The following is a 14,620-nucleotide window of genomic DNA, read 5'->3' as shown; positions in this document are numbered from 1 at the left end:
GTCATGAGAACCTTGGTTGTTACCACATTGCTCGCGCTAGCCGTCAATGCGAATGCTGAACCCAATTCCACGCAACAAGCAGCTGTAAGTGACGAGAATTATGGTGTTGCTTTGTATCAGCTTTACCAGCAAAACTACCAGCAAGCACTCACCGAATTTGCGATTGCAGATGCGAAAGGAGGCATTGACCATCAAGGTGTTGATGCTCGAGTTGTAAAAGCCGGCGCTGCATTTTCATATGGTTTGCATATGACGGCAGCACGTGACTTTAATGCATTACTGAGTGAGCAAGATCAAGACTTATTGAATTACGCTAAATTGCAGTTAGCGCGGGTTTATTTTGCAAATAACGACGCGAAGCTTGCACAGCAAACGCTATCAGAAATTACGCCCCCATCAAAAGACATAGCGTGGCATAACACCTTTTACTATTTACAAGGGCGACTTGGCTTAGCACTTAGTAACCCTACACAGGCAAATACTGCGTTATCGCAACTGCCAGTTGAAAGCCAATTACATCAATACCTTGCCCATAACATACTGGTTGGTTCACCAAGCAATCAAGATGCGGCGCTGGCTTTATTAACATTGCCAGAATTAGACCAAGAACAGCATGCATTACTTGATAGAAGCTTTCTCGCTTTAGGTTATGCCGCTTTAGAAAATGACCAAGCAACGCATGCCGAACAGGCATTTTCGCAAGTATCACAGCAGTCGCTTTGGTTTAACGAAGCTTTATACGGATTAGCTGCGAGCCTATTAATGCAGCAGCAATACGCCAAAGCCTTGGCGGCACTGAATGTTATTATTGAATCAACAAGCGGAGATGTGTTTGCGAAACACCAGGCATTAACCGCTAAAGCACATGTGTTTGTTAGTACTGAACGTTTTGCACTCGCTGTTGATGTAATAGATGCCGCAGAGCAGCAATTTGTCGCCTTTAATACGCGCATAGATACGGTGAATAAACAGGTCAATAATACGGCATGGCTGCGCGATACATTACAAAATGACACTGCGCTTAAAGGTTACATGGATATACTCCATGTTGGATTATTAAGTGATGATTTTGATGCAAAACGCCATGCGCTTTTTGAGTTAACAGAATTAGCTTCGCAATTTAATGTGCAACAGCGTCAGCTCACTAATTATGCTGCGCTATTGCAAGAAAAGGCAGCCCGTCAAAATCGCATTATCCAAGCTACTAATTTACCAAACTACTTATCTGATTTGCGCCAGCAACAGCAGCAGTTGCATGTGTTACAAGCATCATTAAATAAGGCTAAAAATACTCGCAGTGGCTTATTAAATAAAACAGAACAACAAGCGCAAAAGCGTATTTTATCAGCCCAACATAAAATTGACTCACTAAAATCGTCTCGCAATACTGCATCGCAACAAGCGCGCTTAGAACGCTTAAAAGGTATTTTAGTATGGCAGCAAGATTATCAATTTGACGAGCGCTACCAAGCGCATAAGCAGCAACTTGCACAAGCGCAATTTATGCTAGATAAAGCACAGTCGCAATATAATAACAGCCAAGCGTTAATTGAATCGCAACGGGATTTTAATGCCCTTAATGAACGGTTGGCAAAAACGCAGCAACAATTGGCATTAAACCAACAAAGTGTAAATACCCTGATTAATAAGCAAGTCGCTGAAATTCAACAGCTACTGTTGGACGACTTAAAGGCATCATCACAGTTTTTAGCAGATGACCAATTTAAGTTAAAAGTGATGCGTAGTATCGCGCTTGAAGCACTGGCAATGCAGGCAGATAGTAGCAAAGGTGACGCATTATGAAGCGCTTAACTGTGAGTGTATTGTCATTGAGTTTGACTGCGTGCTTTTTAACGCAGCCAGAACCGGCTAAACGTAACACTTTGGGAGAACTCGACTTAGCGACAGAGTTACCACAAACCACGGTTATAGAAGCTGCACCTACACCTGAGCAACTTGCTGCTGCATATCAAGAAATTGTCGCGCTTGCACCTAAAGCAAGTGCACGACAACAAGCGAATAGCCGCTTAGCCCAGTTAAGCTTAGAACAACAGCAACTCGCGCAAGAACAAGGTGTAACGCAAGATTCTGGTTACTTTGATAATACGGTTAATCAGTATTTGGCGTTGTTGGCAAACTCTGAAGCACTAGAGGGGCGAGATGAGGTACTTTATCAATTAGCCAAAGCGTATTTCTTAAAAGGGGATCAGCAAGCGGCATTTGATGTGACGAGCGAACTGATCCGCGACTATCCTGACTTTGCCCATAATGAAGAGCTGATTTTCCGCCAAGGCGAATACATGTTTAACCAAAAGCAGTATGAGCAAGCGAAAAACCGTTATCTAACGCTGGTTGAACGTTATCCCGACTCGCCACTTGTCAGTACATCGCGCTATATGCTGGCGTGGTCAGATTTTAAATTGTTTAACTATCAAGCATCGCTTAATAGCTTTACGCAAGTACTTAGTCTTGCCCTTGAGCAAGATGGTAAGACGGTAATAAATATCGAACAGCTTAATAATAGCGACCGTTATTTAGTAGCGGATACATTGCGTATTATGAGTGTGATTTTCTCATATAGTGATTTTGAACAAGATCCGGTTTCTCATTATCAGCAGTATGGTTGGCAAGCATTTAGCTTTATGAATTTTGACTCGCTGGCAAATTACTATATCGAGCAAAAACGCTACCTTGATGCGGCCAAAACCTATCAGAGCTTTATTACCACATCGCCAGAGCCAAACCACAAAGTAGATTTTGCCTTGGCGCAAATGTCGGTGTTTAAAAAAGCGAACTTTAAATCATTACTAACGGATTATGAGCAGCAATTTATTCGCGAATTTGGTGTTGGCAGCACCTATTTAGCTACTGAGCCAACAGATGCTCATTATCTTGCGTTAAAGACTCTTGAAAAGAAATACGCAGATCGCAGTTATTATCAAGGGCAACAACTTGCTCAGAAAAATGAAAACGCGATTACGGCGTTTAGCGCAGCCGCTATAGGTTATCAGCGTTATCTCGACACCTTACAACTAAAGCAACAAGGCGATATCGACAGCCATTACTTGTTAGCTGAGAGTTTGTATCAAAGTCAGCAATGGCAAAAAGCGTTATCTGAGTACCAAACAATTGCCTATTCAACCGAGCCGAACAAATACCAAAGTGATGCAGGATTTGCCGTTGTATCAATTTACAAAACACAGCTTGCTAATAAACAAAGATCACAACGCGGTGACGAAACGCAACATGAATTTGTAGTTGAAGTCGTTGATAACTGGCTTAAGTTTGCAACCACGTTTAGCACGCACAAATCGGCAAGTACTGTTGTATTACAAGCGTTTAATTTATTGTTTGAACGTCAAATGTATGATGTTTTGCTAACAAAGTTTGCGCACGTTGAACAGTTTAGTTTATCTGAATCTGAAATGTATCAAGCGCAGCTGCTTGCGGCACACAGCCATTACAATTTACAAGATTATGCTAGTGCCGAGAGTGCTTACAAGCAGTTGTTAGCAAAGTCATCAGAGCAAGCATCTTTAGTGCGCGAAAATCTTGCGCAAAGTATGATTAAGCAGGCTGAAGCTGTGGCAGCAACCAATCCGCAGCTCGCAGCAGATAAATACATTGCGCTGTTAACCTTGTTGCCATCCACATTGTATCGTGAGCAAGTACAATATAATTTAACGCAATACCTCATATCGTTGCAGTTATTTAGTCAAGCGAGCAAGTGGGTCGACGATTTTATTACGCGTTATCCAACGTCAAAAAATATTGAGTCGTTGCAAACGCAAAAAATAGCGATTTATAAAAATACACAGCAAGGCGATAAGCTTGCTGCGCAGTATGCTTATCTTGCGACGAGCCACAGTGATGAAAATACGCGTCGTATTTCGCTCTATCAAAGCGCTGAGCATTATCGCAATATGGGCGATATTGAAAATGCGCGTCTGCAGTTTCGTACATACGCTCACAGTTACCCAACACCATTTGCACAAAACCTGCAGGCAAAAGTGGAACTGGCAAATATTTATCAAAAACAAAATAAAGCCAGTGAACGTCGCTTCTGGTTAAACAAAATTATCGCCGCTTATAAAGTTGCCCCTGAGAGTGAGCTCACTTGGGCTAAAACCGAGGCTGCTAAAGCAACTGAGGTCTTTGCCAACGATGCGTTTTATGTTTACCAAAAAAGTAAATTAACCGTACCGCTAAAAACAAGTTTAGCGCGCAAGCGTAAACATATGGCTGTGGTGCTTGAGCGTTATCAACAGTTGGCAGATTACGCACTTAGCCAGTACTCCACGCAGGCGAATTTTAAGATTGCACAAATCTACCACCTGATGGCGCAAGATATTATGTCGTCAGAAAGGCCAAAGCAGCTTAAAGATCTTGCGTTAGAACAGTACGAGTTGTTACTTGAAGAGCAGGCGATACCCTTTGAAGACCAAGCAATAGAGCTGTACGCACGCAATAATCAATTACTGCATTCAGGTCTTTATGACGAATGGATCAAAAAAACGCTCACTGCGTTAGCAAAGCTAATGCCCGCGCGCTTTGCGAAAAAGGAAGTTGAGCCCGGAGAAAATCATGCAATTTATTAAGCTTTGTTCTACTAAGCGTTGTGGCTTGTTGGTCTTGCTGTTTTCGTTAGCTGCGTGTCAAACAGCCCCTGGAACTATTAAACAAGCAGAACAAACTGCCGAAACAAACGAAGTGCAGGTACCCTTAAGCGAGAAAGAAAAGTTACTGCAAGCGCCTAACTATTACCTGCAAACAAGCGCATCGGATGATGCAAAAGCCGCGTTCGAAAAAGCGCTTACCTACAAAAAAGAGGGTAAATTAGCGCTAGCGAAGCAGCATTTCACGAACCTTACGTTGCAATATCCAAATCTGTCTGGCGCGTATTTGCAATTAGCGTACTTGGCAAAACAAGCAGAGCAAAGCACCCTGTATTTAGACTATTTAGAAGCAGCGGTAAACGCTAATAAATATAACTACTACGCGGCAAATGAACTGGCGTTACTGAAACGCGAACAGGGCGAATTCAGTGAGGCGCTTGCGCTTTATGATTCGGCAATCGCAAGTTGGCCGGGATTTGCAGCAAGTTATATCAATAAAGGCATTTTGCTAGACCTTTACTTAGATCAAAAGGAACAAGCGGTAGCGGTATATAACACATACTTAATGCTTGTTCCTGAAGAGTCTCAAAGCTACCGTCAAGTTGCGACATGGCTTGTGGATTTAGAGCACCAACTTAAACAACGCGGAGTAAACGAAAATGGCTAGATACTTAAGTGTTTTATTGCTCTTTTTTGCTGTGCATTCGGTGGCAAAAGAAACACCAAAAGAGCAATCCACTCAAAGTAAAAAAATTGAATTACAAACAACCATCTCGGGCTCACAAGAAGAGCCGAAGTTTATGTCAATTTTACCGTGGCAAGACTTGTCACGAGTGACACTACCCAAGCCAAAATTAACGATTAGGCCGCGTCATAAAATTACCGCAATCGACCCAGCAAAGTTACAGCGTCAGATTGCGTTTCATACATCACAAAATAAAAACAATAACCAATAATTAACGGTTACATTTGGAGTTTAAAATGGAAAGTTTCGATACTGTTGTCAGATTTTTTCAAGATGGTGGTAGCTTTATGTTGCCGATTGCAATCGTGTTAGCGATTGGACTGGCGATTGCCCTAGAGCGCTTTTTTGTGCTGACGGGTGCTAAATTAGCTAATCAAAAAGCCTTTAAGCAGCTCATGCCTCAGTTAGCAAAAGGCGATTATAAGCAAGTGCTTAATCAAAAGAGTAATGCAGGCGTGGCAAAAATTATTAGTTCAGGCCTTGAGCGTATTGAACATACACAGCGCCGTGAAGAAATTGAATATGCGATGGAAGAGCAAGTACTTGAATTAATGCCGCGCCTTGAAAAGCGCACGGCTTATTTAGCTACGCTTGCCAATATTGCCACCTTGCTAGGTTTATTAGGCACGATTATCGGCTTGATTGCGGCCTTTTCGGCGGTTGCTGATGCTGACCCTGCAGAGAAAGCGTCATTGCTTTCGGCAAGTATCTCAGTTGCAATGAACACCACAGCGTTTGGTCTAATTGCTGCAATTCCACTGCTACTTTGTCACTCAGTATTACAAACAAAAACAACCGAAATTATTGATGGCTTGGAAATGGCAGGCGTAAAGTGTCTTAATTTATTAACCAAGCAAAATCTCGTTTCGCAAAAAACACGTCAAACAGATTAAGGGGACGACTATGTTTCGCCGCAAGTTGCCAAATAGGCAAGATGCTGAGCTGGATATTACGTCATTTATGAGTTTGATGATTTGCTTGTGCCTGTGTTGCTGATGATGATGGTGTTTTCGCACATCACCGTGATGCAGTTAAAATTGCCACCATTATTAGCAAATCAAAGTGCTGAGCAGCTCAAAGAAAAAGAACTGCAACTTGAAGTAACTAATGATGCAATCACAATTTACTACCCAGCTGGTGCACCGCTTAAACAGTTTGCCAAGCAAGATGAAACGTATCCATTTGATCAAGTTCAGCTCGCGCTTAAAGACGTAAAAAATCTATTGCTTGATAAAGGGGTAGATAAAAAAGACATCACTTTGTTAATTGCCGAAGACGTTGATTACCAAACCTTGATTACAACGATGGAAACGGTTCGTAGTTATCAAGCCGTTGTTGTTGCGTCGGTGGTTGATGCTGAGTTGTTTCCAGATATCGCCTTAGGTGATGCGTTGGTGGAGGCGTTATGAAAAAATCAGTAAGAGCACTTCGTATGGAGCGCCATCATCGCAGAGCAAATCAGCAAGCTAAGTTGAGCTTAGTCTCTTTGATGGATATTTTTACGATTTTAGTATTTTTCTTAATCGTTAATTCATCAACGGTGCAAGTGCTTGATGCAAATAAAAATATTGATTTACCTAAAGCATCAAAACAAGCGCTCGCAGAAGAAACCTTGGTATTGATGGTGAGTAACAAAGCGCTTATCTTGCAAGGACAATTGATTGCTGACTTAAATGATTTAGATAACGCCAGCGAAGAGGTATTTTCGCCACTTGAAAATGCGCTTAAAGTGCATGCTGAATCAATCGAAGCGGTTGATAATATGCGCCCGCTAACCATTATGGCTGACGGCAAAATTGCCTATCACCGTTTAAAGAAAATTATGCACACCTGCCAGCAAGCAGGGTTTGGTGATTTATCTTTGGCAGTAGAGCAAGTTGCAGAAAAAAGCGGTGGTGAACAATTATGACAAGCGCCACAGTGAATACCCATTTTGAGCTTTATAACAACTCAGACAATCGCTTATTTACCCGCTTAACGTACGGCTTTTTGGTTTGCACATTAGTGTTTGCGGTGATTGTTAAAATTACCGAACTACCTGAGTTAACTAAAGCACAAAAAGCCAAAATACCGCCTAGTTTAACCCGGGTGATTGAGCGCGTTAAAGTTGAGCCTAAGCCTGAAAAACCAAAGCCTGAAATTAAGCCCATCGAGCAACAGCCTGAGCCGGTGAAAGAGGTAAAGCCAGAAGTAAAAGCTGAAGTTAAGCCTAAAACGCCGACCAAACGGGCGCTTGAAAAAGCAAAGGAAGAAGCCAGCCGTGCAGGGCTTGTTGCATTAGCAGATGATTTAGCCGCGCTGCGTGATGATTTTAAATTGACGCCATCAACGCAACCGGTAACGAACGCTCAAGCAAAGCGCAAAACGGTTAAAAGTGAAGACGTAAGCGTAAAAGCGAATGCCACACAACCACTTAATATTGCCGATGAACAGCAAGCAAAAGCGAATGTGCAAGCGCTCGCCGATAAATCGCTGGTGGCGTTAGGAGATGAAGTCGTGGCTGAAACAGGGGGTTATCAAAGTGATGTAACCGCCAGTGAAAGCATTAGTGAAGAAGCGTTAGAGCAGCGTAAAGTCGAAGCCATTCGTGCAGTACTTGATAAAAACCAAGGGGCCTTTTACACCCTTTATCGCCGTGCTTTACGTAAAAACCCAAGTTTACAGGGTAAGGTAACGGTTGAGATTGTGGTTGCTGGAAATGGCCAAGTTAAGGATTGCCAAATCTTATCTAGTGACTTGAACGATGCGGAACTAGAGCGAAAACTGGTAAATCGTATTCGTATGATCAATTTTGGCTCTGAGTTGGTGTCTGAAACTAAACTCAATTATTCGTTTAATTTCTTACCATTCTAACGCATTAAGTTTCAAACTTAAGTCTTTGTAAAATCTAGCGTGTTGCTCTTTAAAAATAGTGTAAAGAGCAATGCGTTTTATGTTATCTGCCTACCTATTTATATTTTTCTTACAATAAAGTGAACCAACTGACGGTCTATTACTTATATTAGGGGCTGTTTCGGTCTTTGCTAAAATAAGTAAAGGCCTTTTTGTGTTTGAAATTCCACAGTTGAAAATGTGAAAAATGCACAAATATAAACGTACACGCTAGTGCGGCTAAATGCCTAGTGTTACAATATTACAAACTATTCGTTGGAAATGTCGTGGCTGAAGTAAGAGCAAGAGTCCAGCTCAAAGTTGGCAAAGAAAGTAACATCCCTGCAGAAATCGTCTCATTTCATGGTTTGCTAGATGGTGAAGAGCATGTTGCTTTAATTTTTAACAATGCGGATAAAGAACAAAACCCGTTAGTGCGTATGCACTCAGAATGTTTAACCGGTGATGTGTTTCATTCATCACGTTGTGATTGTGGCGAACAACTTGAAGAGTGCATTCATACTATGCACCAACAAGGCGGAATTATTTTATACCTTCGCCAAGAAGGTCGTGGTATTGGTTTATACAATAAAATTGATGCATACGTACTGCAATCGCAAGGTATGAATACTTATGAAGCGAATAATCATTTAGGGTTTGCCGACGATTTACGTGAATTTAGAGATGCGGCCTTAATGCTCACCGCGTTGGGTGTAGATAAAGTAAAATTGATGACGAACAATCCACGCAAGATCAAAGAATTGACAGAAGCGGGTATTGAAGTTGCAGAGCAAGTAGGCACTTCTGCACACGTAAAAGATGGAAACGAAGCCTATTTGGCAGCAAAAGTTTCACGTGGTTCACATATGCTGGATTTAACGCAAGTAAAAAAGTAGCATAGGCATATCGTGTTGATTTATTAACGCTCCATTTTATGGAGCGTTTTCATTTATAAGAAAATAAAATGGCAGTAGAAATACGTATTTTTAAGGCGAAAGCAGGACTAAATTGGTTTAAAGCAGGGTGGGAGTTATTCAAAGCTCAGCCGGGTACCTTTATTTTAATGCACTTGTTTATTGGTGTGTTGTCGTTAATTGCTTTGGTGGCGCCTATTTTTCAATTACCAGCCGCGCTTGCAATGCCATTTTTTACTGCAGGCTTTTATCGTGCCATGCTCAATCGTCAGCAAGGTAAGCAAATTGCGTTTACCGACCTGTTTGATGTATTTAGCGAAGCAGGGCGCCGTTTAATGCTGTTTCGCTTAGGTTTGTATCACCTGTTTGGTGGTTTTATATTAGCCCTTTTAACGACTACCCTGTTCCAAGGCCTGAGCGAACCAATTAATGCTTATTTACAGGCAGTAGAGTCACAGAATGTTGATTTAGTGCAACTGCACGCACAGCAGGTGATTGATAGCATTCAAATATCTAATATTATTGTTTTGGTTGCGGCTTATTCGCTCTATACCATGTGTTTTGCTTTCACCATTCCATTGGTTTACTTTTCTAAAAACAACAGCATTTTAGAGTGTATTAAAGCAAGTCTATTAGTGTTTTGGCACAATATGGCAGCACTGGGTGTATTTGGTGCAATTTCAACAGGGCTTATCTTATTTGCAGCGTTTTTGTCGTTTATTCCACTGTTATTCATTTTACCTATTCTTTACGCTGGATTTTTTGTGTCTTTTCAAGCGATGTTTATGTCAGCCATGGTCGAGCAAACAACACCGCAAAACAGTGACGACACCCCGAGTGATAATCACGATAGATTTGATGCTTAATGACCGAAAAAGAACAAGCAAAATTAAAAAATTATGTGCTTTGGTTATTGTCTCGACAAGAGTATTCCAAAGCACAAATCGCCAAAAAATTAACTAGCCGTTGTGAAGATACAGGGTTTATTGAAGAGCTAATTGCATGGTGCGAAGAGTATGGCTTTATTGATGACGTACGTTACGCTGAAAGCTTTGTACGACGTCAGATAAATAAAGGTTTAGGATTGATACGTATTAAAAATGAAGCGTATCAAAAAGGGGTTAATGCAGACCTAGTACAAACTATTGTCGAAGAATTAGAAATAGACTGGTATCTGCAGGCCCAATCCGCATATAATAAGAAATTCGCTTATACAAGTAGTTCCCTCGATTTTAAAGAAAAAGCGAAGCGCATTCGCTATATGAGTTATCGAGGTTTTAATCATGAACAAATTGAATTTGCAATGCAAACAAGTCCGTCAAACGAATGAGAGGTAGCATGCAGCATATGACGACCGCGGAAATCCGCAACGCGTTTCTAAATTATTTCGCATCAGAACAACACCAAGTGGTGCCATCAAGTTCATTGGTACCAGGTAACGATCCTACTTTACTATTTACCAATGCCGGTATGGTGCAGTTTAAAGATGTATTTCTAGGTGCCGAGCGCCGTCCATACAACCGTGCAACGAGTTCACAGCGCTGTGTACGTGCCGGTGGTAAGCACAATGATTTAGAAAATGTAGGTTATACTGCACGTCACCACACCTTCTTTGAAATGCTGGGTAACTTCAGCTTTGGTAACTACTTTAAGCAAGATGCAATTAAGTTTGCATGGCAGTTCTTAACGGATGTAATCAAGTTACCAAAAGACAAGCTGTTAGTAACGGTTTATCACACCGATGATGAAGCGTTTGATATCTGGCATAAAGAGATGGGACTTGCTGAAGACAAGATTATTCGCATCGATACGGCTGATAACTTCTGGTCGATGGGTGATACAGGCCCGTGTGGTCCATGTTCTGAAATTTTCTACGATCACGGTGAAGAAATTTGGGGTGGTCCTCCGGGCAGTCCAGAAGAAGACGGTGACCGTTTTATCGAAATCTGGAACCTAGTATTTATGCAATACAACCGTCACGCTGACGGTACAATGGAACCTTTACCGAGCCAATCTGTTGATACAGGTATGGGCCTTGAGCGTATCTCTGCGATTATGCAGGGCGTTCACTCAAACTACGAAATCGATATTTTCCAAAATTTAATTAAAGCTGCGGCTGCGGTTACTAATGCGCAAGATTTAGAAGATAAATCATTACGCGTTATTGCAGACCATATTCGTTCGTGTGCGTTTTTAATTGCCGATGGTGTGATGCCGTCAAACGAAGGTCGTGGTTATGTATTACGTCGTATTATTCGTCGTGCAGTGCGTCACGGTAATAAATTAGGTGCAACTGAAACCTTCTTCCATAAGTTAGTTGCGGCACTTGCAACTGAAATGGGTGAAGCGTACCCAGAGCTAATCAAGCAACAAGCGATTATCGAAAAAGTACTGCGTATTGAAGAAGAGCAATTCGGTAAAACCCTTGATCGTGGTCTAGCAATTCTAGAAGAAAGCTTAAAAGATCTTAAAGGCGACGTGATCCCAGGTGACCTTGTATTTAAGCTTTACGATACTTATGGTTTCCCAGCTGATTTAACCGCTGACGTTGCGCGTGAACGCTTTATGACAATTGATGAGCGTGGCTTCCAAGAAGCAATGGAAGTGCAACGTAAACAAGCGCAACAAGCGGGTAAATTTGGCGCTGATTACAACGACCAATTAAAGTCAGAGAAAACCACTGAATTTAAAGGCTACGATAGCGAACAGTATACAGGTACTGTGGTTGAGCTATTTAGCGGTGCGGATGCCGTATCTGTATTAGAAGATGGTCAACAAGGTATTGTTGTACTTGACCGCACACCTTTCTATGCTGAAAGTGGTGGTCAAGTTGGCGACACAGGTGTTTTAAAAGTTGCTAATGGCGAATTTCTTGTTGAAGACACGACTAAGCTTGGTAATGCATTTGCGCACAAAGGTAAAGTAGTTGGCCGCATTGGTATCAACGATCGCGTTGATGCGCAAGTTGATGCATCGCGTCGTGATAACACCAAGAAAAACCACACAGCAACGCACTTATTACACGAAGCGCTTCGTGTTGTGCTTGGCGATCATGTAACACAAAAAGGTTCATTAAATGACCCTGAGCGTTTACGTTTTGACTTTTCACACTTTGAAGCAGTAACAAAAGAAGAGTTACAACGCATTGAAGATATGGTGAACCTAGAGATCCGTAAAAACATTGATCTAAACACTGAATTAATGGCAATTGACGCTGCGAAAGAAAAAGGCGCAATGGCATTATTCGGTGAAAAATACGACGATGAAGTACGCGTAGTGAGCATTGGTGATTTCTCAATTGAGCTATGTGGTGGTACGCACGTTAAGCGCACCGGCGACATCGGTCTATTCAAGATTGTGTCGGAAGGTGGTATTGCAGCAGGTGTACGTCGTATTGAAGCCGTTACAGGTGAAGGTGCCGTTGCATATATTAACAAACAAGCTGAAACCCTGTCTGCAATCGCTGCGTTAGTGAAAGGCGATAGCAACAATGTGTTAGATAAAGTGTCTGCGCTAGTTGAGCGTGCGAAAGGCCTTGAAAAAGAAATTGCGCAACTTAACGATAAACTTGCAAGTGCTGCGGGTGCGTCATTACTTGATGCGGTTGTAGACGTTAATGGTGTTAAGTTACTTGTTGCTAACGTTGAAGGCACTGAGTCTAAAGCGTTACGTGGCATGGTTGATGATCTTAAGAACAAACTCGGCTCTGGCATTATCGCGTTAGGTGTTGCAAATGGCGACAAAGTAAGCCTAATTGCGGGTGTAACAAAAGACTTAACGGGCCAGTTCAAAGCGGGTGAGCTTGTAAACCACATGGCATCGCAAGTTGGCGGTAAAGGTGGCGGTCGTCCAGATATGGCACAAGCAGGCGGTTCACAACCTGAAAACTTAAGCTCGGCACTTGAAAGTGTAAACGCTTGGGTGAGTGAGCGCGCTTAAACTTGGCGTTATTAGTTAAAAAATTTGGCGGCACTTCAGTTGGTTCTATAGAGCGTATTGAAGCTGTCGCTGACCTTGTTGTACGTTCTAAACAGCAAGGGCATCAAATTGTCGTAGTGGTGTCGGCAATGTCCGGCGAAACCAACCGTTTAATTAACCTCGCAAATCAAATTGACTCCAGTCCAAGTTCTCGCGAACTCGATGTACTGTTAACTACCGGTGAACAAGTTTCAGTGGCGCTTCTTGCGATGGCGATTATCAAACGCGGCCACTCTGCAATTAGCTTACTCGCTGATCAAGCTGGTATTATGACGGATAATCTATTTGGTAAAGCCCGTATTCAGATGATCCCGCCAAAGCGTTTGAATCAAGAACTTGAGCAAGGTCGCATAGTGATCCTTGCGGGATTTCAAGGGCGTGATATTGAAGGAAATATCACCACGCTTGGCCGCGGAGGCACGGATACAACAGCGGTAGAAGTGGCAGCAGCAATTAACGCGGATGAATGCCAAATTTATACTGATGTAAATGGTGTTTATACAACCGACCCACGAGTTGAGCCAAAAGCAAAACGAATGGACTACGTTACCTTTGAAGAAATGCTGGAGCTTGCGAGCTTAGGTGCAAAAGTACTGCAAATTCGCTCAGTGGAAGCTGCTGGTAGGCATAACCTACCTTTACGTGTGCTTTCAACATTTGAGCCGGATCACGGAACACTGATTAGTTATGAGGAAAACCCTATGAATTCTAAAGTAGTTTCAGGCATCGCGTTTAGTAAAGATGAAGTACTAATTAAAGTGCATAATTTGGATAATACGCCTGAACAACTCGCTGAATTATTAGAAGTATTCTCTGATAATAATATAGAAATTGACATGATCAGTAATTTTTCCTGCAAAGGCGATAAAGTCGGCTATGCTTTAACTGTACATGCAGTCGATTCGCAGTTGGCAGAAAAGTTAATTAAACAAAATCTTACAACTCTTAATGCGGATTCAGTTACAGTTAATGAAACTGTTGCTAAGATTTCTATAGTTGGCATAGGAATGAAATCTAATGCTGGGGTAGCAGGAAGGCTATTTCGCGCATTAGCGAATGAAAATATTAACGTTCAACTTATTTCAACGTCAGAGATAAAAGTCTCAGTTTTAGTAGATGAGAAGTACCTAGAATTGGGAGTTAGAGCTTTACATAGTGCTTTTTCTTTAGACCAGTAAAAGTTTCTAACTTTTTGAATAATATTCATGTAAAATGGAATTGATACGGAATCTTTAAACTTTGGATATTTAGGAGCAAAGAATGCTAATTTTGACTCGTCGCGTAGGTGAAACCCTAATGATTGGGGATGAAGTTACAGTTACTGTACTTGGCGTAAAAGGAAATCAAGTACGTATCGGTGTTAATGCACCAAAAGATGTTTCAGTACATCGTGAAGAAATTTATATGCGTATTCAAGCTGAGAAAGCAGGTGCTGAACCAGGCAACGAATAGTTTAAAGCAGAATTTTAAGAGCCAGCATTTTATGCTGGCTTTTT

The 14,620-nt window shown here is 41.8% G+C and carries 14 protein-coding genes; all 14 read left to right on the top strand.

The genetic code is table 11. The features are described from left to right. Nucleotides 1–3: 3 nt before the first annotated feature. Nucleotides 4–1,803 carry a hypothetical protein gene (locus C2M30_RS12125; RefSeq protein WP_105171786.1) on the top strand — a complete coding sequence of 600 codons (1,800 nt, stop codon included), beginning with the start codon at nucleotides 4–6 and terminating at the stop codon, nucleotides 1,801–1,803. Next, nucleotides 1,800–4,598 (top strand): tetratricopeptide repeat protein, encoded by a 2,799-nt coding sequence (locus tag C2M30_RS12120; RefSeq protein ID WP_105171785.1) that lies wholly within the window; start codon nucleotides 1,800–1,802, stop codon nucleotides 4,596–4,598. Before C2M30_RS12125 ends, C2M30_RS12120 begins: the two co-directional genes overlap by 4 nt. Beyond that, nucleotides 4,585–5,283, top strand: a complete 699-nt coding sequence (locus C2M30_RS12115) for a hypothetical protein (protein ID WP_105171784.1) — start codon at nucleotides 4,585–4,587, stop codon at nucleotides 5,281–5,283. Before C2M30_RS12120 ends, C2M30_RS12115 begins: the two co-directional genes overlap by 14 nt. Beyond that, complete coding sequence (locus C2M30_RS12110; protein ID WP_105171783.1) at nucleotides 5,276–5,572, top strand: hypothetical protein; 297 nt, start codon at nucleotides 5,276–5,278, stop codon at nucleotides 5,570–5,572. Before C2M30_RS12115 ends, C2M30_RS12110 begins: the two co-directional genes overlap by 8 nt. A gap of 25 nt (nucleotides 5,573–5,597) precedes the next feature. Next, the gene (locus C2M30_RS12105) at nucleotides 5,598–6,254 is read left to right on the top strand and encodes a MotA/TolQ/ExbB proton channel family protein (protein ID WP_100913818.1); all 657 of its coding nucleotides are present in this window, start codon (nucleotides 5,598–5,600) and stop codon (nucleotides 6,252–6,254) included. An 87-nt stretch (nucleotides 6,255–6,341) separates the two neighbouring features. Then, nucleotides 6,342–6,770: a biopolymer transporter ExbD gene (locus tag C2M30_RS12100; RefSeq protein ID WP_234004720.1), complete on the top strand. Its 429-nt coding sequence runs from the start codon at nucleotides 6,342–6,344 to the stop codon at nucleotides 6,768–6,770. After that, complete coding sequence (locus C2M30_RS12095; protein ID WP_105171782.1) at nucleotides 6,767–7,270, top strand: ExbD/TolR family protein; 504 nt, start codon at nucleotides 6,767–6,769, stop codon at nucleotides 7,268–7,270. The genes C2M30_RS12100 and C2M30_RS12095 overlap by 4 nt, the downstream gene beginning before the upstream one ends. After that, the gene (locus C2M30_RS12090) at nucleotides 7,267–8,214 is read left to right on the top strand and encodes an AgmX/PglI C-terminal domain-containing protein (RefSeq protein WP_105171781.1); all 948 of its coding nucleotides are present in this window, start codon (nucleotides 7,267–7,269) and stop codon (nucleotides 8,212–8,214) included. Before C2M30_RS12095 ends, C2M30_RS12090 begins: the two co-directional genes overlap by 4 nt. 305 nt (nucleotides 8,215–8,519) lie before the next feature. Further along, a complete protein-coding gene (locus tag C2M30_RS12085) occupies nucleotides 8,520–9,128 on the top strand; it encodes a GTP cyclohydrolase II (RefSeq protein WP_054981027.1) in 609 nt (202 codons plus the stop codon). Between the two features lie 68 nt (nucleotides 9,129–9,196). Beyond that, complete coding sequence (locus C2M30_RS12080; RefSeq protein ID WP_010559596.1) at nucleotides 9,197–10,012, top strand: BPSS1780 family membrane protein; 816 nt, start codon at nucleotides 9,197–9,199, stop codon at nucleotides 10,010–10,012. Then, on the top strand, nucleotides 10,012–10,476 hold the full coding sequence (locus tag C2M30_RS12075; protein ID WP_105171780.1) for a regulatory protein RecX: 465 nt from the start codon (nucleotides 10,012–10,014) through the stop codon (nucleotides 10,474–10,476). The genes C2M30_RS12080 and C2M30_RS12075 overlap by 1 nt, the downstream gene beginning before the upstream one ends. An 8-nt stretch (nucleotides 10,477–10,484) precedes the next feature. Further along, complete coding sequence (alaS, locus tag C2M30_RS12070; protein ID WP_105171807.1) at nucleotides 10,485–13,085, top strand: alanine--tRNA ligase; 2,601 nt, start codon at nucleotides 10,485–10,487, stop codon at nucleotides 13,083–13,085. A 2-nt stretch (nucleotides 13,086–13,087) separates the two neighbouring features. Further along, entirely contained in the window at nucleotides 13,088–14,302 is a 1,215-nt protein-coding gene (locus C2M30_RS12065; protein ID WP_105171779.1) for an aspartate kinase, read from the top strand. An 82-nt stretch (nucleotides 14,303–14,384) separates the two neighbouring features. After that, complete coding sequence (csrA, locus tag C2M30_RS12060) at nucleotides 14,385–14,576, top strand: carbon storage regulator CsrA (RefSeq protein ID WP_010559600.1); 192 nt, start codon at nucleotides 14,385–14,387, stop codon at nucleotides 14,574–14,576. Nucleotides 14,577–14,620 lie beyond the last annotated feature (44 nt).

The organism is Pseudoalteromonas sp. T1lg24 (assembly GCF_002964745.1).
Classification (GTDB): domain Bacteria; phylum Pseudomonadota; class Gammaproteobacteria; order Enterobacterales; family Alteromonadaceae; genus Pseudoalteromonas; species Pseudoalteromonas spongiae.
Note: the sequence above shows the minus strand (reverse complement) of the source record. Positions and strands in the feature narration are given on the sequence as shown.

Excerpts from the sequence above, each read along its gene's own strand:
- C2M30_RS12125 (WP_105171786.1), top strand. The coding sequence starts at position 4 with ATGAGAACCTTGGTTGTTACCACATTGCTCGCGCTAGCCGTCAATGCG.
- C2M30_RS12120 (WP_105171785.1), top strand. The coding sequence starts at position 1,800 with ATGAAGCGCTTAACTGTGAGTGTATTGTCATTGAGTTTGACTGCGTGC.
- C2M30_RS12115 (WP_105171784.1), top strand. The coding sequence starts at position 4,585 with ATGCAATTTATTAAGCTTTGTTCTACTAAGCGTTGTGGCTTGTTGGTC.
- C2M30_RS12110 (WP_105171783.1), top strand. The coding sequence starts at position 5,276 with ATGGCTAGATACTTAAGTGTTTTATTGCTCTTTTTTGCTGTGCATTCG.
- C2M30_RS12105 (WP_100913818.1), top strand. The coding sequence starts at position 5,598 with ATGGAAAGTTTCGATACTGTTGTCAGATTTTTTCAAGATGGTGGTAGC.
- C2M30_RS12095 (WP_105171782.1), top strand. The coding sequence starts at position 6,767 with ATGAAAAAATCAGTAAGAGCACTTCGTATGGAGCGCCATCATCGCAGA.
- C2M30_RS12090 (WP_105171781.1), top strand. The coding sequence starts at position 7,267 with ATGACAAGCGCCACAGTGAATACCCATTTTGAGCTTTATAACAACTCA.
- C2M30_RS12080 (WP_010559596.1), top strand. The coding sequence starts at position 9,197 with ATGGCAGTAGAAATACGTATTTTTAAGGCGAAAGCAGGACTAAATTGG.
- C2M30_RS12075 (WP_105171780.1), top strand. The coding sequence starts at position 10,012 with ATGACCGAAAAAGAACAAGCAAAATTAAAAAATTATGTGCTTTGGTTA.
- alaS (WP_105171807.1), top strand. The coding sequence starts at position 10,485 with ATGCAGCATATGACGACCGCGGAAATCCGCAACGCGTTTCTAAATTAT.
- csrA (WP_010559600.1), top strand. The coding sequence starts at position 14,385 with ATGCTAATTTTGACTCGTCGCGTAGGTGAAACCCTAATGATTGGGGAT.